General features: G+C 73.0%; 12 protein-coding genes and 2 pseudogenes. 11 read left to right on the top strand and 3 right to left on the bottom strand.

The window, feature by feature from the left end:
* Position 1 precedes the first annotated feature (1 nt).
* The 8 genes from mutM (at position 2) to BST11_RS17605 (ending at position 11,233) form a co-directional block, all read left to right on the top strand.
* Entirely contained in the window at positions 2–871 is an 870-nt protein-coding gene (gene mutM, locus BST11_RS17640) for a DNA-formamidopyrimidine glycosylase (protein ID WP_083139207.1), read from the top strand.
* Positions 872–1,030: 159 nt separating this feature from the next.
* The gene (locus BST11_RS17635) at positions 1,031–1,450 is read left to right on the top strand and encodes an OsmC family protein (RefSeq protein ID WP_083139206.1); all 420 of its coding nucleotides are present in this window, start codon (positions 1,031–1,033) and stop codon (positions 1,448–1,450) included.
* Positions 1,440–1,718 carry an acylphosphatase gene (locus BST11_RS17630; protein ID WP_083139205.1) on the top strand — a complete coding sequence of 93 codons (279 nt, stop codon included), beginning with the start codon at positions 1,440–1,442 and terminating at the stop codon, positions 1,716–1,718. The genes BST11_RS17635 and BST11_RS17630 overlap by 11 nt, the downstream gene beginning before the upstream one ends.
* Before the next feature lie 172 nt (positions 1,719–1,890).
* Positions 1,891–5,490, top strand: coding sequence for a chromosome segregation protein SMC (gene smc, locus BST11_RS17625; protein ID WP_083139237.1), 3,600 nt, complete (start codon positions 1,891–1,893; stop codon positions 5,488–5,490).
* An 84-nt stretch (positions 5,491–5,574) separates the two neighbouring features.
* Positions 5,575–6,840, top strand: coding sequence for a signal recognition particle-docking protein FtsY (ftsY, locus tag BST11_RS17620; RefSeq protein ID WP_083139204.1), 1,266 nt, complete (start codon positions 5,575–5,577; stop codon positions 6,838–6,840).
* Between the two features lie 191 nt (positions 6,841–7,031).
* A complete protein-coding gene (locus BST11_RS17615) occupies positions 7,032–8,411 on the top strand; it encodes an ammonium transporter (RefSeq protein WP_083139203.1) in 1,380 nt (459 codons plus the stop codon).
* Positions 8,412–8,413: 2 nt separating this feature from the next.
* Entirely contained in the window at positions 8,414–8,752 is a 339-nt protein-coding gene (locus tag BST11_RS17610) for a P-II family nitrogen regulator (protein WP_067320752.1), read from the top strand.
* A gap of 45 nt (positions 8,753–8,797) precedes the next feature.
* A complete protein-coding gene (locus BST11_RS17605) occupies positions 8,798–11,233 on the top strand; it encodes a [protein-PII] uridylyltransferase (RefSeq protein WP_083139202.1) in 2,436 nt (811 codons plus the stop codon).
* Here the strand turns inward: BST11_RS17605 and BST11_RS17600 are convergent.
* A complete protein-coding gene (locus tag BST11_RS17600) occupies positions 11,230–12,936 on the bottom strand; it encodes a DEAD/DEAH box helicase (RefSeq protein WP_083139201.1) in 1,707 nt (568 codons plus the stop codon). The genes BST11_RS17605 and BST11_RS17600 overlap by 4 nt on opposite strands.
* A gap of 110 nt (positions 12,937–13,046) precedes the next feature.
* Positions 13,047–13,838, bottom strand: coding sequence for an alpha/beta hydrolase (locus tag BST11_RS17595; RefSeq protein WP_083139200.1), 792 nt, complete (start codon positions 13,836–13,838; stop codon positions 13,047–13,049).
* 167 nt (positions 13,839–14,005) lie between these two features.
* On the opposite strand from BST11_RS17595, the gene ffh reads away from it, so the two are divergent.
* The 3 genes and pseudogenes from ffh to BST11_RS17580 all read left to right on the top strand — a co-directional run bounded on the left by ffh (position 14,006) and on the right by BST11_RS17580 (position 18,447).
* A complete protein-coding gene (gene ffh / locus BST11_RS17590; RefSeq protein WP_083139199.1) occupies positions 14,006–15,580 on the top strand; it encodes a signal recognition particle protein in 1,575 nt (524 codons plus the stop codon).
* Positions 15,581–15,679: 99 nt separating this feature from the next.
* Positions 15,680–16,762 (top strand): metal-dependent hydrolase family protein, encoded by a 1,083-nt coding sequence (locus tag BST11_RS17585; RefSeq protein WP_142276417.1) that lies wholly within the window; start codon positions 15,680–15,682, stop codon positions 16,760–16,762.
* A gap of 34 nt (positions 16,763–16,796) precedes the next feature.
* Positions 16,797–18,447 (top strand): annotated as a pseudogene (locus BST11_RS17580) (serine/threonine-protein kinase).
* Here the strand turns inward: BST11_RS17580 and BST11_RS28180 are convergent.
* Positions 18,378–18,991 (bottom strand): annotated as a pseudogene (locus BST11_RS28180) (PE family protein); the annotation flags it as partial. The pseudogenes BST11_RS17580 and BST11_RS28180 sit on opposite strands and share 70 nt — an antisense overlap.

Here is an 18,991-nt window from a genome sequence, read left to right as displayed (position 1 = left end):
GATGCCAGAACTGCCAGAAGTCGAGGTGGTGCGCCGCGGCTTACAGGCCCACGTGGTGGGCAAGACGATCAGCGCGGTGCGGGTGCACCACCCCCGCGCGGTGCGCCGCCACGAGGCCGGGCCCGCCGACCTCACCGCCCGCCTGCTCGACGCGCGGATCAGCGGAACCGACCGGCGCGGCAAGTACCTGTGGCTGCTGCTCGACGGTGACACCGCGCTCGTAGTGCACCTCGGCATGAGCGGGCAGATGCTGCTGGGCAGCGTCCCGCGCGCCGACCACGTGCGCATCTCGGCGTTGCTCGACGACGGCACCGTGCTGAGCTTCGCCGACCAGCGCACCTTCGGTGGCTGGATGCTCGCCGACCTGGTGGAGGTGGACGGCAGCGTGGTGCCGGCGCCCGTCGCGCACCTGGCGCGCGACCCGCTGGACCCCCGGTTCGACGCCGATGCGGTGGTGAAAGCGTTGCGCCGCAAGCATTCCGAGCTCAAGCGTCAGCTGCTCGACCAGCAGGTGGTGTCGGGGATCGGCAACATCTACGCCGACGAGGCGCTGTGGCGGGCCAAGGTGCACGGCGCGCGGATCGCCGCCACACTCGGCCGCCGCCAGTTGACCACCGTGCTCGACGCCGCCGCCGAGGTGATGCGCGAGGCGCTGGCCCAGGGCGGGACCTCCTTCGACTCGCTGTATGTCAACGTCAACGGCGAGTCGGGGTACTTCGACCGGAGCCTGGACGCCTACGGCCGCGAGGGCGAGCCGTGCCGGCGCTGCGGCGCGGTGATGCGCCGGGAGAAGTTCATGAACCGCTCGTCGTTCTACTGCCCGAGGTGCCAGCCCCGGCCGCGGGGTTCGGCTGTGCGCCAACGGCTTTGAGTGTGCGCCCAGGGCGTTGGGTGTGCGCGTGGGGCGTCGGGTGTGCGCGTGGGGCGGCCGAACGCCGAAAATCTCGCCCTGGCTTCACGCCGGAAGCCGTATCCGCACACTCGATGGCGGCCGCCGCCGCCGGGCCGGCCGCCCGGTAGAAATGAGGCCATGACGCAACCGACGCAACTGTGGGTGGAACGCACCGGAACTCGCCGCTACACCGGGTACAGCTCGCGCGGCGCGCAGGTGCTCGTCGGCTCCGAGGGCGTCGAGGGGGTGTTCACCCCGGGTGAGCTGCTCAAGATCGCGCTGGCGGCGTGCAGCGGCATGTCGACCGACGAGCCGCTGGCGCGCCGGCTGGGCGACGACTACAAGGCGGTGGTCCGGGTGTCCGGCGCCGCCGACCGCGAGCAGGAACGCTATCCGCTGCTCGAGGAGACGCTCGAGTTGGACCTGTCCGGGCTGTCCGAGCAGGAAAAGGAGCGGCTGCTGGTGGTGGCCAACCGGGCCGTCGACCTGGTCTGCACCGTCGGGCGCACGCTCAAGTCCGGGACGACCGTCAATTTCGAGATCGCCGATGGATCGTGACGTCCGGCTGACCGCCTGGGTGCACGGGCGCGTCCAGGGCGTCGGTTTCCGCTGGTGGACCCGCTGCCGCGCGCTGGAGCTCGGCCTGACCGGGTACGCGGCCAACCAGCCCGACGGCCGTGTGCTGGTGGTCGCCCAGGGGCCGCGGGAGGCGGGCGAGAAGCTGCTGCGGCTGCTGGAAGGCGGCGACACCCCGGGACGCGTCGACAACGTCGTCGCCGACTGGTCGGAGGCCCAGGAGCGGTTCGACGGCTTCGTCGAGCGCTGAGGTGATAGCGCCGGCGCTGTCACATAGCGGAGGGCATCATGCCCTCCTCTTCAGTGACTGATGTGGCCACTGTGGCCAGTGCGTCGACCGGTGACCGTCGCGCGTATTTCGGGCCCGGCGACACCCCTCGGTGACGGCGACCCGGCCGATTTGGGCGGTAGTCTGGCACGCCGTGTACCTCAAGAGTCTGACGCTGAAGGGCTTCAAGTCCTTCGCCTCGCCGACGACTCTGCGCTTCGAGCCGGGCATCACCGCGGTCGTCGGGCCCAACGGCTCGGGCAAATCCAACGTCGTCGACGCGCTGGCGTGGGTGATGGGCGAGCAGGGGGCGAAGACCCTGCGCGGCGGCAAGATGGAGGACGTCATCTTCGCCGGCACGTCCTCGCGGGCGCCGCTGGGCCGCGCCGAGGTCACCGTCACGATCGACAACTCGGACAACGCGCTGCCGATCGAGTACTCCGAGGTGTCGATCACGCGGCGGATGTTCCGCGACGGCGCCAGCGAGTACGAAATCAACGGCAGCAGTTGCCGTTTGATGGATGTGCAGGAACTGCTGAGCGACTCGGGGATCGGCCGGGAGATGCACGTCATCGTCGGGCAGGGCAAGCTCGACGAGATCCTGCAGTCGCGCCCGGAGGATCGCCGCGCGTTCATCGAAGAGGCCGCCGGCGTGCTCAAGCATCGCAAGCGCAAGGAGAAGGCGCTGCGCAAACTCGACGCGATGCAGGCCAACCTGGCCCGGCTGTCCGACCTGACCACCGAGCTGCGCCGCCAGCTCAAACCGCTCGGGCGTCAAGCTGAAATGGCACAGCGGGCCGCACGAATCCAGGCCGACCTGCGCGACGCGCGGTTGCGCCTGGCGGCCGACGACCTGGTCAACCGGCAGACCGAGCGCGACGCGATCTTCGAGGCCGAGGCGATCATGCGCCGCGAGCACGACGAGGCCGCGGCCCGCCTCGCGGCGGCCTCCGACGAGCTGAGCGCGCACGAGACCGCGCTCGCGGAGCTCTCGGGGCGGGCCGACTCGGTGCAGCACACCTGGTTCGGCCTGTCCGCGTTGGCCGAACGGGTGGCCGCCACGGTGCGCATCGCCAGCGAGCGGGCTCAGCACCTCGACCTCGAGCCGCTGCCGCCCAGCGACACCGACCCCGACGCCCTCGAGGCCGAGGCCCAGCAGGTGGAGCTGGCCGAGCAGCGGCTGCTGGCCGACCTGTCCGCGGCCCGCTCCCGCCTGGACGCCGCGCGCGCCGAGCTGGCGGAGCGCGAGCGCGAGGCCGCCGAGGCCGATCGGGCGCATCTCGCGGCGGTGCGCGCGGAGGCCGACCGGCGCGAGGGTCTGGCGCGGCTGGCCGGTCAGGTGGAGACCATGCGGGCGCGGGTCGAATCGATCGACGACGGCGTCGCGCGGCTGTCCGAGCGCATCGAAGCCGCCGCCGCCCGCGCCCAGCAGACCCGCGCGGAGTTCGAAACCGTGCAGGCGCGGGTCGGCGAACTGGACCAGGGCGAGGTCGGTCTCGACGAGCACCACGAGCGCACGGTGGCCGCGCTGCGGGCCGCCGACGAGCGCGTCGCCGAACTGCAGACCGCCGAGCGGGCCGCCGAACGGGAGGTGGCCTCGCTGCGCGCGCGCATCGACGCGCTCTCGGTGGGGCTGGAACGCAAGGACGGTGCGGCCTGGCTCGCCCGAAACCACCCTGGCACAGGGCTTCTCGGGCCGATCGCCAGGCTGGTCAAGGTGCGCTCGGGTTACGAGGCGGCGCTGGCCGCGGTGCTCGGAGCGGCAGCCGACGCGCTGGCCGCCGAAAACCTCGGGGCGGCCCGCTCCGCCGTCGCCGCCCTCAAGCAGGCCGACGGGGGCCGCGCGGCTTTGGTCCTGGGCGACTGGCCGGCCGAGGAACCCGCCCCCGCCCCCGCGCTGCCGGGCGGCGCCCTGTGGGCGCTCGACCTGGTCGACGCGCCCCCGCGGCTGCGCGGGGCGATGGTCGCCATGCTGTCGGGCGTCGCGGTGGTCGCCGACCTCGGCGCCGCGCTGGAGCTGGTGGCGGCCCGCCCCCGGCTGCGGGCGGTCACGCTCGACGGCGACCTGGTGGGCGCCGGCTGGGTGAGCGGCGGCTCGGACCGCAAGCTGTCCACGCTGGAGCTCACCTCGGAAATCGACAAGGCCCACGACGAGCTGGCCGCCGCGGAAGCGCGGGTGGAGCGGCTGAGCGCGGCGCTGTCCGGCGCGCTGGCCGAGCAGGGCGCGCGCCAGGATTCGGCCGAGCAGGCGCTGGCGGCGCTCAACGAGTCCGACACCGCCATCTCGGCGATGTACGAGCAGCTGGGCCGCCTCGGGCAGGAGGCCCGCGCCGCCGACGAGGAGTGGGGCGCGTTGCTGCGCCAGCGCGAGGAGCTGGAGGCCGGGCGCGCGGAGACCGTCGACGAGGTCACCGAGCTGGAAACCCGGCTGCGCAACGCGCAGGAAACCCAGCAGGTGCACGCGGCCGAACCGGTCAACCGCGAGCAGATCGCCGCCGCCGCCGAGGGCGCGCGCGGCGTGGAGGTGGAGGCCCGGCTGGCGGTGCGGACCGCCGAGGAGCGGGCCAACGCGGTTCGGGGACGGGCGGATTCGTTGCGCCGCGCGGCCGCGGCCGAACGCGAGGCGCGGCTGCGGGCGCAGCAGGCCCGGGCGGCGCGGCTGCGCGCGGCCGCGGTGGCCGCGGCGGTGGCCGACGCCGGGCGGGCGCTGGCGGCCCGGCTGGACTCGGTGGTCGGCGCCGCGTCGGCGATCCGCGATTCGCTGGTCGCCGAGCGACAGGAGCGTTCGGCGGCGATGGCCGCGGTGCGCGACGAGGTGCACGCGCTGGGCGCCCGCGTGGCCCAGTTGACCGACTCGCTGCACCGCGACGAGGTGGCCAACGCCCAGGCCGCCATGCGCATCGAGCAGCTCGAGCAGATGGTGCTCGAGCAGTTCGGGATGGCGCCGGCGGACCTCGTCGCCGAGTACGGGCCCGACGTTCCGCTGCCGCCGACCGAGCTGGAGATGGCCGAGTTCGAGCAGGCCCGAGAGCGCGGCGAGCAGGTGGTCGCGCCGGCGCCGATGCCCTACGACCGGCCCACCCAGGAGCGCCGCGCCAAACGCGCCGAGCGCGAGCTGGCCGAGCTGGGCCGGGTCAACCCGCTGGCGCTGGAGGAGTTCGCCGCGCTGGAGGAGCGCTACAACTTCCTGTCCACCCAGCTGGAGGACGTCAAGGCCGCCCGCAAGGACCTGCTCGACGTCATCGCCGACGTCGACGCCCGCATCCTGCAGGTGTTCAGCGACGCGTTCGCCGACGTCGAACGCGAATTCACCGAGGTGTTCGCCGCGCTGTTCCCCGGCGGGGAGGGGCGGCTGCGGCTGACCGACCCCAACGACATGCTCACCACCGGCATCGAGGTGGAGGCGCGCCCGCCGGGCAAGAAGATCACCCGGCTGTCGTTGCTGTCCGGGGGCGAGAAGGCGCTGACGGCGGTGGCGATGCTGGTGGCGATCTTCCGGGCCCGCCCGTCGCCGTTCTACATCATGGACGAGGTCGAGGCCGCGCTCGACGACACCAACCTGCGGCGCCTGATCGGGCTGTTCGAGCTGCTGCGGGCCCGCTCGCAGATCATCATCATCACCCACCAGAAGCCCACGATGGAGGTCGCCGACGCGCTGTACGGCGTGACCATGCAGAACGACGGCATCACCGCGGTGATCTCCCAGCGGATGCGCGGGCAGCAGGTCGAGCAGCTGGTCTCGAGCTCGAACTGACCCCTCGGCGCGGACGCGGTGTCCGCTGAAGCCCGTTGAAGCCCGTTGCGTGCCCGGGCAACCGCGGCTGGAAGGATTGTCGGCGTGTCACAAGGTCTTTGGATCGCGATCGCGGTCGTCGCTGTTCTGGTCGTCATTGCCGCGCTGGTCCTGGGCCTGGCGCTGTCCCGCCGGCGACGGATCCGCCTGCAGCGCCCGGAGCCCGGGGCGCTCGATCGCTCCGGCGGTTACACCACGTCGTCGGGCATCACGTTCAGCCAAGGCGTCGACACCACCGGGTTGCCCGGGGTAGGCGACGACGCCACCGTTCCCCGCGACGCGCCCAGGCGCACGATCGCCGACGTCGAACTCCCCGAGCCGCCGGCGCCCGCGGCCCCGCCGCCCGAGGCGCCGCCCGCGCCGCCGGCCGCCCCCGAGGTGGAGGCCATCGCGCCCACCGAAGGCCGGCTGGAGCGTCTGCGCGGGCGGCTGGCCCGCTCGCAGAACGCGCTCGGGCGCAGCGTGCTGGGGCTGATCGGCGGTGGCGACCTGGACGAGGACTCCTGGCAGGACGTCGAGGACACGCTGCTGGTCGCCGACCTGGGCCCCGTGGTCACCGAGTCGGTGATCGCCCGGCTGCGCAGCCGGCTCGCCGGCGGCAACGTGCGCACCGAGGCCGACGCCAAGGCCGTGCTGCGCGACGTCCTGATCACCGAGCTGCGACCCGACATGGACCGCGCTATCCGCGCGCTGCCGCACGCCGACCACCCGTCGGTGCTGCTGGTCGTGGGCGTCAACGGCACCGGCAAGACCACCACCGTCGGCAAGCTGGCGCGGGTGCTGGTGGCCGACGGCCGCCGCGTCGTGCTGGGAGCGGCGGACACGTTCCGGGCCGCGGCCGCCGATCAGCTCGAGACCTGGGCCGCGCGGGTCGGTGCCGAGGTCGTGCGCGGCCCCGAGGGCGCCGACCCGGCGTCGGTGGCGTTCGACGCCGTCGACAAGGGCATCGCCGCGGGCGCCGACGTCGTCGTCATCGACACCGCCGGGCGGCTGCACACCAAGGTCGGGCTGATGGACGAGCTCGACAAGGTCAAGCGCGTGGTCACCCGGCGCGCCGCGGTCGACGAGGTGCTGCTGGTGCTCGACGCCACCATCGGGCAGAACGGGCTGGCCCAGGCCCGGGTGTTCGCCGACGTCGTCGACATCACCGGCGCGGTGCTGACCAAGCTGGACGGAACGGCCAAGGGCGGCATCGTTTTCCGCGTCCAGCAGGAACTCGGGGTGCCGGTGAAGCTGGTAGGGCTCGGCGAGGGCCCCGACGACCTGGCGCCCTTCGAACCGGCGGCCTTCGTGGACGCGCTGCTCGGCTGACTTCGTAACCACCTCACGCGGGACGTTAATGACGCCGAAACACGGCGGTCCCATCGCCGAAACAACAATTCCGCAAGGTTCTGGATCAGGTCGTCAGGCACGTGTCGGACGACCAGTGAGGGGCCGACCGGAGGAGACCGCGAGTGACATACCCGATACTGGGCCAGCCCAATACCGGCGATACCGCTTGGATGCTGGCGAGTGCCGCGTTGGTGTTGTTGATGACGCCGGGCCTGGCGTTTTTCTACGGCGGCATGGTGCGCGCCCGAAGCGTCCTGAACATGCTCATGATGAGCATCAGCGCGATGGGCGTCGTCACCGTGCTGTGGGCCCTGTACGGCTACTCGCTCGCCTTCGGCGACGACGCCGGCAACTTCGTCGGCAAGCCGACCTCGTTCTGGGGCCTGAAGGGCCTGATCGGCGTGAACGCCGTGGCCGCCGACCCGAGCAAGGGCACCGCCGCGACGGACATCCCGCTGGCCGGGACCCTGCCCGCCACCGTGTTCGTGGCCTTCCAGCTGATGTTCGCGATCATCACCGTCGCGCTGATCTCCGGCGCGGTGTCCGACCGGCTGAGGTTCGGGGCGTGGCTGGTGTTCGCCGGCCTGTGGGCCACGTTCGTGTACTTCCCGGTCGCCCACTGGGTCTTCGCGTTCGACGGGTTCGCGTCCGAGCACGGCGGCTGGATCGCCAACAAGCTGCACGCGATCGACTTCGCCGGCGGAACCGCGGTGCACATCAATGCCGGTGTCGCGGGCCTGATGCTCGCGATCGTGGTCGGCAAGCGCCGCGGCTGGCCCGCGACGCTGTTCCGGCCGCACAACCTGCCGTTCGTGATGCTGGGCGCGGGCCTGCTGTGGTTCGGCTGGTACGGGTTCAACGCCGGTTCGGCGACCACCTCCAACGGCGTCGCCGGGACGACCTTCGTGACCACCACGATCGCGACGGCCGCCGCCATGCTGGGCTGGATGCTCACCGAACGCATCCGCGACGGCAAGGCCACGACGCTGGGAGCGGCGTCGGGCATCGTCGCCGGGCTGGTGGCCATCACCCCGTCGTGCTCGTCGGTCAACGTGCTGGGCGCCCTGGTGGTCGGCGTGGTGGCCGGCGTGGTGTGCGCGCTGGCGGTCGGGCTGAAATTCAGGTTCGGCTTCGACGACTCGCTCGACGTGGTCGGGGTGCACCTGGTGGGCGGCCTGGCGGGCACGCTGCTGGTCGGCCTGCTGGCCGCCCCGGAGAGCCCGGCCATCAACGGCGTGGCCGGGGTGTCGAAGGGGCTGTTCTACGGCGGCGGCTGGGCGCAGCTGGAACGCCAGGCCATCGGCGCGTTCAGCGTTCTGATCTACTCGGGCGTCGTCACGCTTATCCTGGCGTTGATCCTGAAATACACCATCGGGCTGCGCCTCGATCCCGAGGCGGAGGCCTCGGGCATCGATGAGGCCGAGCACGCCGAAAGCGGTTACGATTTCGCAGTCGCCACGGGGTCGGTGCTACCTCCCCGGGTCGCCGTGGAGGACACCCGTAACGGCCTCGAGGAGGAGCGAGTGGGCCAGAGAGTGGAGGCGGAATAGTCATGAAGCTGATCACCGCAATCGTCAAGCCGTTCACCCTCGACGACGTAAAGACCAACCTCGAGGAGACCGGCGTCCTGGGCATGACGGTCAGCGAAGTCCAGGGCTACGGGCGGCAGAAGGGCCACACCGAGGTCTATCGGGGCGCCGAGTACTCGGTGGACTTCGTGCCGAAGGTTCGCATCGAGGTCGTCGTCGACGATTCCATCGTCGACAAGGTCGTGGACACCATCGTTCGCGCGGCGCGCACCGGCAAGATCGGCGACGGCAAGGTCTGGGTCACCCCCGTGGAAACCATCGTGCGGGTGCGCACCGGTGAACGCGGGACCGATGCGCTGTGACACCAGCCGCACATTGGTGATCCGACCCGGGCGGGCCGGGAGGGCATGATCCCCGAGTCGCCCGATCCGTCCGGGAGTACGGCGGGAAACGGCGGCGGCGCAAACGATTTGGCCGCCTCGCGGCGTCAGCTGCTGTCGGTGGGCTCGGGGCTGCACGCGGCCGAGCTGCGGCACGCCTGGCTGGACCTGCACAAATCGTGGCTGACGGCCAAGGCGGACGAGGTCGGGATCACCGACGCCAGCGGCTTCGCGATCGTCGGGATCGGCGGGCTGGGCCGCCACGAGCTGTTGCCGCATTCCGACCTGGATCTGATGTTGTTGCACGCCAACGCCTCCGCCGAGGTGCTGCAGGAGGTGGCCGACGCGCTGTGGTACCCGCTGTGGGACGCCAACGTTCGGCTGGACCACAGCGTGCGCACCGTCTCCGGGGCGCTCGCGGTCGCCAACACCGACGTGGTCGCCGCCCTGGGAATGCTGGACGCGCGGCACGTCGCCGGCGACACGCAGCTGTCCGAGGAATTGATCGCGGGCGCAAGACGCCAGTGGCGCAGCGCAATTCGTTCGCGCATGGACGAACTGGTCGAGATCACCGGTGCCCGCTGGGAGCGGTGCGGCCGGATCGCGCAGCGCGCCGAGCCGGACCTGAAGTCGGGGCGCGGCGGGCTGCGCGACGTGCAACTGCTCGATGCGCTCGGGGTGGCCCAGCTCATCGACCGGCACGGCATGGCCCGCCCGGAGGCGCCCGGCGGGTCGCTGGACGACGCCTACCTGACGCTGCTCGACGTGCGCACCGAGCTGCACCGGGTGTCCGGGCGCGGGCGCGACCAGCTGCTGGCGCAGTACGCCGACGAGATCAGCGCGGCCCTGCACATCGGTGACCGATTCGACTTGGCGCGCAAGCTATCCGACGCCGGACGCACCATCGCCTACCACGCCGAGACCGGGCTGCGGACCGCCGAAAACGCGTTGCCGCGCCGCGGCGTGTCGGCGCTGGTGCGCCGGCCGAAGCGCCGGCCGCTGGACGAGGGTGTCGTCGAGTACGCGGGGGAGATCGTGCTCGCCCGCGACGCCTCGCCCGAGACCGACGCCGGGCTGGTGCTGCGCGTGGCCGCCGCGTCGGCCGACAGCGGGCTGCCGATCGGCGCCGCCACGCTGAGCAGGCTGGCCGCCGCCGCGCCCGACCTGCCGATCCCGTGGCCCAAGGAGGCGCTGGACGACCTGCTGGTCGTGCTGTCCGCGGGCCCCACCGCGGTCGCGACGGTCGAGGCGCTCGACCGCACCGGGCTGTGGGACCGGTTGTTGCCGGAATGGGCCGCGATCCGCGACCTTCCGCCCCGCGACGTCGCGCACAAGTGGACGGTGGACCGGCACCTCGTCGAGACCGCGGTCAACGCGGCGCCGCTGGCCACCCGGGTGGCGCGGCCCGACCTGCTCGCGCTGGCCGCCCTGCTGCACGACATCGGCAAGGGCAGGGGAGTCGACCACAGCGTGCTCGGCGCCGAGATGGCCCTCGAGATCGGGCCGCGGATCGGGGTGGCGCCCAAGGACGCCGAGTTCTTGTCGAAGCTGGTCCGCCATCACCTGCTGCTGCCGGCCGTGGCCACGCGCAGCGACCTCAACGACCCCAAGACCATCGAGCGCGTGTCGGAGGCGATGGGTGGGGACCCGCAGCTGCTGGAGGTGTTGCACGCGCTGACCGAGGCGGACTCCAAGGCCACCGGCCCCGGGGTGTGGAGCGAGTGGAAGGCGTCGCTGATCGAGGACCTGGTGCGGCGCTGCCGGCTGGTGATGGCCGGTGAGCCGCTGCCGCAGGCCGATCCCGCTGCGCCGCATTACCTTTCGCTGGCCGCCGACCGCGGCGTCCACGTGGAGATCACGCCGGGTGACAGCGCGCGCATGTATCAGGTCGTCATGGTCGCCCCCGACCAGCGCGGGCTGGTGTCCAAGGCCGCCGCCGTGCTCGCGCTGAACTCGCTGGGGGTGCATTCGGCGACGGTGAACAGCTACCGGGGGGTGGCGATCACCGAGTTCGTGGTGTCGCCGCTCTTCGGCGCGCCGGCGGCGGCCGAGCTGCTGCGCCAGCAGTTCGTCGGCGCGCTCGCCGGCGACATCGACGTCCTGGCCATGGTCGAAAAGCGGGACGGCGAGGCGGGTTTCGCGTCCGCCCGGGCGGGCGAGGTGCAGGCCGGGGTGCCCGTGACCCGCCCCACCGCCCCGCCCCGCATCCTGTGGATCGACACCGGAGCCGACGGCCAGCTCGTGCTGGAGGTGCGGGCCATGGACCGCCCGGGCCTGCTGGCGCTGTTGACGCGGGCGCTGGAGCGCGCCGAAGTGGACCTCGCGTGGGCCAAGGTCAACACGTTCGGTTCGACGGCCGCCGACGTGTTCTGCGTCGCGGCGCCCGACGACGCGCGGGCGGCGGTGGACAAGCAGTTGCAGGCGGTGCTGGGCGGCTCCGAATCCGGCGACGCCGCCGGCTAGCTCGAGCGCTCGGAGTTCAGCTGCCGCAGGGCTTCGATGCGGGCCTGGATCTGCTCGCGCGTGGCCGCGGCGATCGGCGGCCCCCCGCAGCGGCGGCGCAGTTCGCTGTGGATCCAGCCGTGCGGCTTTCCGGTGCGGTGGTGGGTGGCCGAGACCAGGGTGTTGAGCTCGCGGCGCAGCTCGCGCAGTTGACCGTGCAGCGAAACCGGCGGCGCGGGCGTCCCCCCCGATCCCGAAGCCGCGCGCTTGGCCAGCTGCTCGTCCTGACGCCGGTGCAGCAGGGCGCGCATCTGCTCGGCGTCGAGCAGCCCGGGGATGCCGAGGTAGTCGGCCTCCTCGTCGCTGCCGGCCGGGGCGGCGGTGCCGAACGAGGACCCGTCGAAGATGACCTGGTCCAGCTCGGCGTCGGCGCCCAGCGACGTGAAACCCTGGTCGGCTTCGGTCTTTTCGGTGCGCGTCCGGGTGGCGGGGCCGGCGTCGAGCGGATCGCCGGTGTCGCGGTGGGGCCGGCCGAGCACGTGGTCGCGCTGGGCCTCCAGCTCGCTGGCCAGCTGCAGCAGGCTGGGCACCGACGGCACGAAGATGCTCGCGGTTTCCCCGGGCCGGCGCGAGCGCACGAACCGGCCGATGGCCTGCGCGAAGAACAGCGGCGTCGAGGCGCTGGTGGCGTAGATCCCGACCGACAGGCGGGGCACGTCGACGCCCTCGGACACCATGCGCACCGCGACCAGCCACCGGCCGGTGCCCCCGGCGAACTCGGTGATGCGCGCCGACGATCCCGGGTCGTCGGACAGCACGACCGTCGGCGCCTCCGACGTCAGCTTGGTCAGCAGGGCGGCGTACGCGCGGGCCGCGGTGCGGTCGGAGGCGATGATCATGCCGCCGGCGTCGGGCACGTGCGCACGCTTCTGGCGGAGCCGCTCGTCGGCGGCCGCGATCACCGCGGGCATCCATTCGCCGGCGGGGTCCAGCGCGGTGCGCCACGCCCGTGCCGTCTGCTCGGCGGTCAACGGCTCGCCCAGCCGCGCGGCGTGCTCCTCGCCGGCGCTGTCGCGCCAGCGCGCCTGCCCCGAGTAGGCGAGGAACACCACCGGCCGCACCACCCCGTCGGCCAGGGCCTCGGCGTAGCCGTAGACGTGGTCGGCCCGCGACCGCAGCACCCCGTCGGCGCCGGGCTCGTAGGTGACGAAGGGGATGGGGCTGTCGTCGCTGCGAAACGGCGTGCCCGTCAAGGCGAGTCGGCGGGTCGCGTCGCCGAAGGCCTCGCGGATGGCCTCGCCCCAGGTCTTGGCGTCGCCGCCGTGATGGATCTCGTCGAAGACGACCAGGGTCGTGCGCTGCTCGGTGCGCACCCGGTGCAGCGTCGGGCGCGCGGCGACCTGCGCGTAGGTCACCATCACGCCGTGATACTCCGGCGAGGTCCGCGCGCCGGTGTTGGAAAACCTCGGGTCCAGGGCGATGCCGTGCCGCTGCGCGGCCAGCGCCCACTGCACCTTGAGGTGCTCGGTGGGCACGACGACGGTGACCTGCTCGACGGCGCGCTGGCCGAGCAACTCGGCCGCGACCCGCAGCGCGAACGTGGTCTTCCCCGAGCCGGGGGTGGCCACGGCCAGGAAATCACGCGGCCGCGCGGAGAGGTAGCGCACCAGCGCGCGGCGCTGCCAGCCGCGCAGCGGCAAGCCGGTGTCGCTGGCCGGTTGCATCGAAACAGCTCCCCCCGAAGTTGCGTCGTCGACGCGGCCGGCTCGCTTTGGTGACGGCTGTGAAATGTAGCATGCCAACGCTTTTCGGCGCGGCAGCGACCCGAGTCCGGTTAGCCGGCGCTGGCCAGATCGCGGCTGTCAAGCCACGCGTCGATCCGTTTGGCCACCTCGGCCCAGCCCGGTTCGAGCATCATGTTGTGGCCCATGTCGAAGAACTCCGGCTCCGTCCGGTAGGCGCGCGCCGTGGCGCGCACCGAGCGCACGCTGACGAAGCCGTCGTGCACGGCGCCGAGGACCAGGATGGGGGTGCTCACCCGCCTGGTGTCGACCCGGCGGAACATCGGATCGGTCATCGCCGCGCGGATGCTCTCGGGCCCGACGCGTTGATAGCAGGACTCGACGATGGACTCGGGCGTGTCGGCGCAGAACAGGTATCCGCGGGCCAGCGCCCGGGTGCGCAGGAACTTGACCAGCGTGGGGTCGTTGAACGAGTGCACGGTCATCCACGGGCGGCGGCGCCAGACCCGCAGCGCCGCCGGGAGCACGCCCTGCGGCGGCAGGGAGCCCACCAGCACCGCGGCCGGGGCGGCTCGGTCCTCGAGGTAGCGCTGGATCACGTAGCCGCCCAGCGAATGGCCGATCAGCACCGGCGCGCCGCCCAGGTCGTCGGCCACCGAGCGGACGTCGTCGATGTAGTCGGCGACGGACACCTTCTGCAGGGGTACGGCCACGGGGCTGCCGCCGTGCCCGCGCAGGCTGATCGCCACCGCGCGGTAGCCGGCGTCGGCGAAGAAGTCCAGGAAGTGCTCCCAGCACCACGCGGCATGCCAGCCGCCGTGAACGAAAAGCAGCGGCACCGGATGCGCCGCGCCGCAGGAACCTTTGTCGATCACCTCGAGCATGGACTGCTCCTTTGCAGTTCACCCTTCGCCGTCGCCCGGCCTCGCGTTGTCTCCCTCGCCGAAACATATGCCACGGCGACGCGATCCGGCGTGTTTGCGCGCGGTTATGTGTCGCGGGGGCGGCGGCGCGCAGCGCGGGTCTGATGAGCACCACTAGGCTGGCGGGCGTGTTCGAATCGCTGTCCGACCGATTGACCGGTGCCCTGCAGGGGCTGCGGGGCAAGGGGCGACTCACCGACGCCGACATCGACGCCACCACCCGCGAGATCCGGCTGGCGCTGCTGGAGGCCGACGTCTCGCTGCCCGTGGTCCGCGCGTTCGTGGGCCGCATCAAAGACCGAGCCCGCGGCGCCGAGGTCTCAGGCGCGCTCAACCCGGCCCAACAGGTCGTCAAGATCGTCAACGAGGAACTGATCGGCATCCTGGGCGGCGAGACCCGCCAGCTGGCGTTCGCGAAGACCCCGCCGACGGTGATCATGCTGGCCGGTCTGCAGGGTTCCGGTAAGACCACGCTGGCCGGCAAGCTGGCCGCCTGGCTTCGCGGCCAGGGGCACACGCCGCTGCTGGTGGCCTGCGACCTGCAGCGGCCGGCCGCGGTGAACCAGCTGCAGGTCGTCGGCGAGCGCGCCGGGATCCCGGTGTTCGCCCCGCACCCGGGGGCCGGGGCGCCCGGGCCCGACGTCGGGCCCCCCGACCCCGTCGCCGTCGCGTCGGCGGGGCTCGCCGAGGCCCGCGCCAAGCACTTCGACGTCGTCATCGTCGACACCGCCGGGCGCCTGGGCATCGACGACGAGCTGATGGCCCAAGCCGCGGCCATCCGCGCGGCCGTCGATCCCGACGAGGTCCTGTTCGTCCTGGACGCCATGATCGGCCAGGACGCGGTCACCACCGCCCAGGCGTTCGGCGAGGGCGTCGGCTTCACCGGCGTGGTGCTGACCAAGCTCGACGGCGACGCCCGCGGCGGCGCGGCGCTGTCGGTGCGCGAGGTCACCGGTGTGCCAATCCTTTTCGCCTCCAGCGGCGAGAAGCTGGAGGACTTCGACGTCTTCCACCCCGACCGGATGGCGAGCCGCATCCTGGGCATGGGCGACGTGCTGACCCTGATCGAACAGGCCGAGCAGGTCTTCGACGCCCAGCGCGCCGAGGAGGCCGCGGCCAAGATCGGCACCGGCGAGCTGACGCTCGAGGACTTCCTCGAACAGATGCTGGCCATCCGCAAGATGGGCCCGATCGGCAACCTGCTGGGCATGCTGCCCGGCGCCGGCCAGATGAAGGACGCGCTCGCGCAGGTCGACGACAGCCAACTCGACCGGCTGCAGGCCATCATCCGCGGCATGACGCCGCAGGAACGCGCCGACCCCAAGATCATCAACGCCTCGCGGCGGCTCCGCATCGCCAACGGCTCGGGGGTGACGGTGTCGGAGGTCAACCAGCTCGTCGACCGCTTCTTCGAGGCCCGCAAGATGATGTCGTCGATGCTCGGCGGCATGGGCATCCCGGGGATGGGCCGCAAGTCGGCGACGCGAAAGGCCAAGGGGGCCAAGGGCAAGGGCGGAAAGAAAGGCAAGAAGGGGGGCCGGGGCCCCACACCGCCCAAGGCCAAAAACCCGCTCGGGGCGGGAATGCCGGGCATGCCGGCGGGATTCCCCGACCTGTCGCAGCTGCCCGAGGGCCTCAACGAGCTGCCGCCGGGGCTGGCCGACTTCGACCTGTCCAAGCTCAAGTTCCCGGGCAAGTCGTGACGATCGCGAGCGCGGCGGAGCCGGGTGAAGTCCCCCGCAAGCGGGAGGTGCCCCCAGGTCGTCACGCTTGGACCGGACGGAAATAGCCGCGCCGTGCGCATGCACGTGCGGGGTGTGGGGCTGCCCGACGAGGCCGAGATCCGGCTGTGGATCGCCGACGGGCGCATCAGCACGGAACCCGTCGCCGGCGCCGACACCGTCTTCGGGGCTGCTGGAGGCGGCGGCTGGATCCTGCCCGGGCTGGTCGACGCCCACTGCCACGTCGGGCTGGGCGACCACGGCGAGATCCCCATCGAGGAGGCGATCGGCCAGGCCGAGATCGAACGCGACGTCGGCGCGCTGTTGTTGCGGGACTGCGGCTCACCCACCGACACCCGCAGCCTCGACGACCGCGACGACCTGCCCCGCATCATCCGGGCCGGAAAGCACCTGGCCCGGCCCAGGCGTTACGCGGCGGGCTTCTCGCGCGAGCTGGAAGACGAGTGGCAACTTCCCGCGGCGGTGGCCGAGGAGGCGCGCCGCGGCGACGGCTGGATCAAGCTGGTCGGCGACTGGATCGACCGCGGTGCCGGTGACCTGGCCCCGCTGTGGTCCGACGACGTGCTCAAGGCCGCGATCGAGACCGCGCACGCCCACGGCGCACGCGTCACCGCCCACGTCTTCAGCGAGGACGCGCTGCCCGGGCTGATCAACGCCGGCATCGACTGCATCGAGCACGGCAGCGGTCTCACCGACGACACCATCGAGCTGATGGTCGAGCGGGGAACCGTCTTGGTCCCCACGCTGGTCAACATCGTCGAGAACTTCCTCGGCATCGCCGAGGCGGCGTCGAAGTACCCCGCCTACGCCGCGCACATGCGCGACCTGCACGCCCGCGCCCTGCCGCGGATCGCCGCGGCCCGCGAGGCCGGCGTGCCGATCTACGCCGGCAGCGACGCCGGCACCATGGTCGCGCCCGGACGCATCGCCGACGAGGTGGAGGCGCTCAAGGGCATCGGGATGAGCCCCACCGAGGCGCTCGGCGCGGCGTGCTGGGATGCCCGGCGCTGGCTGGGCCGGCCCGGTCTCGAGCACGGCGCCTCGGCCGACCTGCTCTGCTACGCCGAGGACCCGCGGTCGGGTCCGGACGTGCTGCGCCGTCCCGACCTGGTGATATTGCGAGGCAAGGCCTTTCGGCCCTAGGGCCGTGCGCGCGCCGGGCGGATAGGATCGCGGAATGGCGTTGGTCAGCGGCGCGACCTTCGCCGGCTACGTGGTCGCGCGAAGGCTGGGTACCGGCCCGACCGGTGTGGTCTACCTCGTTCAGGACCCCAGATCGTCGCGGTGGCAGGCGCTGAAGGTGCTCTCGGCGGCGATGTCGAAGGACGGCGAATTCCGCCGGCGGTTCCGGGCCGAGACCCCGTTCGCGACCAGCCTCTACCACCCGAACATCGTCGGGGTGCGCGAACGCGGCGAGTTCGAAAGCCGGCTCTACAGCGTGACGGAGTACGTCGAGGGCAGTGACGCCGCGCGCCTGGCGGCCGACCGATTCCCGGCGGTCGCACCGGTGGGCGAGGTGGCGGACCTGGTGACCGCCGTCGCCGGTGCCCTCGACCACGCGCACGACCACGGACTGCTGCATCGCGGCGTCAAACCGGCCAACATCCTGGTGACGGGCCGGGGGGAAGGCGAACAACGCATCCTGCTGACCGACTTCGGCGCGGGCCGGCCACCCGGCGCGGCCGGCTACGCCGCGCCCGAACAGCTGACGGGTGCCCCCATCGACGGGCGGGCCGACCAGTACGCGCTGGCCGCCACCGCGTTTTACCTGCTGAGCGGGGCCCTGCCGGATCCCGGCGCCCGGCTCGGCGACTGGCGTCCGGAGCTCGCGCGCCTCGACGGCGTGTTCTCCCGGGCGCTCGCCGAGGACCCCGCGCAGCGGTTCGGCAGCTGCCGCGAGTTCGCCGAGGCGGCAAGCCAACTGGCCGGCATCGCGGTGAACACGGATCGCGGTCCCCAAGCCGCCCCGGTGGTGGACTATCCGGCGTACGCGTGGCCCGAAAGCCACGGCGTGTCCGCGCCACCCCCGATGGGCGCGCGGCCACCCCCGATGGGCGCGCGGCCGCCGGTCGTGGTCACGCCGGGGAGGCGTCGGCCGCGCCGGGTCGTGGTGGGCGCCGCCGCGACGGTCCTAGCCGCCGGGCTGCTCGCCGTCGGCTTCGTCGTCGGGCGCTACGCCGAAACCGGCACCGACATCGGCGCCGTGCCCGCCCGCCCGGCCGCGAGCCCCCGGGCCACTCCCGCGACCCCGGCGCTCGCGCCCCCGACCCCGCTCGACGGCACCTATCGGCTCGAGGTTCGGCGGACCAAGCAGACGTTCAACGACAGGCCCCACCCCCAACGTCCCGACGCGATGACGTGGTGGGCCTTCCGCTCGTCCTGTGCGCCCGGCCGGTGTACGGCCGTCGGGGCGCTGCTCGACGAGGCCGACCTCACGCGCGCGAAGTCGCCCGGCGGCGGGCCCATCGTGCTGGACTATCGCGACGGCCGCTGGGTGTCGCGGACCGAGGCGACGATGTTCCCGTGCGTCGGGCCCGACGGGGCCGTGGCGACGCAGGCCACGACGCAGGCGCTGTCGCTGCGGCTCCGGGACGACGGCGCGTTGCTGGGCGAGCTCACGGTCACCGTGCACAGCAACGAGTGTCAGCAGCTCGGGGCCGTGCTGCGGACGCCCGTCCTGGCCGCCCGCACGGGTGAGGTGCCGGCCGGCGTGACCGTGCCGCTCCCGCGCTGATCCCGTCGCGCCCGCTACGACGGGTCACGGGTGGGGGTTGCCGCCCGCGACGCCATCGGAGCCGTGGGCGCCGTGGGCGCTGTTGGCGCCGTAGGCGCCCTCGGCACCGTCGGAACCGTCGGCGCCGTTGGCACCCCCGAAGCCGGTGGCGGTGCCGCCGGCGCCGCCGGCGCCGCCGTCGCCGCCGGAACCGCCCGTAGCGCCCGTCCCTCCGGCCGCGCCGGTGCCGCCGGCGCCCGGCGTGCCGCCCGGCGCCGCCCCCCCGGCACCGCCGTTGCCGCCGTCGCCGGCGGTGCCCGCATCGCCGCCGGCGCCTCCGGTGCCGCCGTCGCCGCCGTCGCCGGCAGGTCCGCCCGGCAAACCAAGGGAGCCGGTATTGGCGCCGATGCCGTTCGCCGCGCCACCGTCACCGCCGGCCCCGCCGGTGCCGCCCGCGGCGCCGGCGCCGGCGTTGCCCCCCGCCGCGCCGTTGCCGCCGGCGCCGCCGTTGCCGCCGTTCCCGCCGCCGGCGCCGCCGGCGCCGCCGTTGCCGCCGTGGCCGCCGCTGCCACCCGCGTTGCCGACGCCGCCGGTGCCGCCGGTGCCGCCGTTGCCTCCCGCGGCCGGGCTGTCCGTGTACCCGCCCCTTATACACATCT

The sequence above is a fragment of the Mycobacterium alsense genome (assembly GCF_002086635.1).
Classification (GTDB): Bacteria; Actinomycetota; Actinomycetes; order Mycobacteriales; family Mycobacteriaceae; genus Mycobacterium; species Mycobacterium alsense.
Note: the sequence above shows the minus strand (reverse complement) of the source record. Positions and strands in the feature narration are given on the sequence as shown.

Coding starts and splice junctions, on each gene's coding strand:
- mutM (WP_083139207.1), top strand. CDS start 2: ATGCCAGAACTGCCAGAAGTCGAGGTGGTGCGCCGCGGCTTACAGGCC.
- BST11_RS17635 (WP_083139206.1), top strand. CDS start 1,031: ATGACGCAACCGACGCAACTGTGGGTGGAACGCACCGGAACTCGCCGC.
- BST11_RS17630 (WP_083139205.1), top strand. CDS start 1,440: ATGGATCGTGACGTCCGGCTGACCGCCTGGGTGCACGGGCGCGTCCAG.
- BST11_RS17615 (WP_083139203.1), top strand. CDS start 7,032: ATGCTGGCGAGTGCCGCGTTGGTGTTGTTGATGACGCCGGGCCTGGCG.
- BST11_RS17610 (WP_067320752.1), top strand. CDS start 8,414: ATGAAGCTGATCACCGCAATCGTCAAGCCGTTCACCCTCGACGACGTA.
- BST11_RS17605 (WP_083139202.1), top strand. CDS start 8,798: ATGATCCCCGAGTCGCCCGATCCGTCCGGGAGTACGGCGGGAAACGGC.
- BST11_RS17600 (WP_083139201.1), bottom strand. CDS start 12,936: ATGCAACCGGCCAGCGACACCGGCTTGCCGCTGCGCGGCTGGCAGCGC.
- BST11_RS17595 (WP_083139200.1), bottom strand. CDS start 13,838: ATGCTCGAGGTGATCGACAAAGGTTCCTGCGGCGCGGCGCATCCGGTG.
- BST11_RS17585 (WP_142276417.1), top strand. CDS start 15,680: ATGCACGTGCGGGGTGTGGGGCTGCCCGACGAGGCCGAGATCCGGCTG.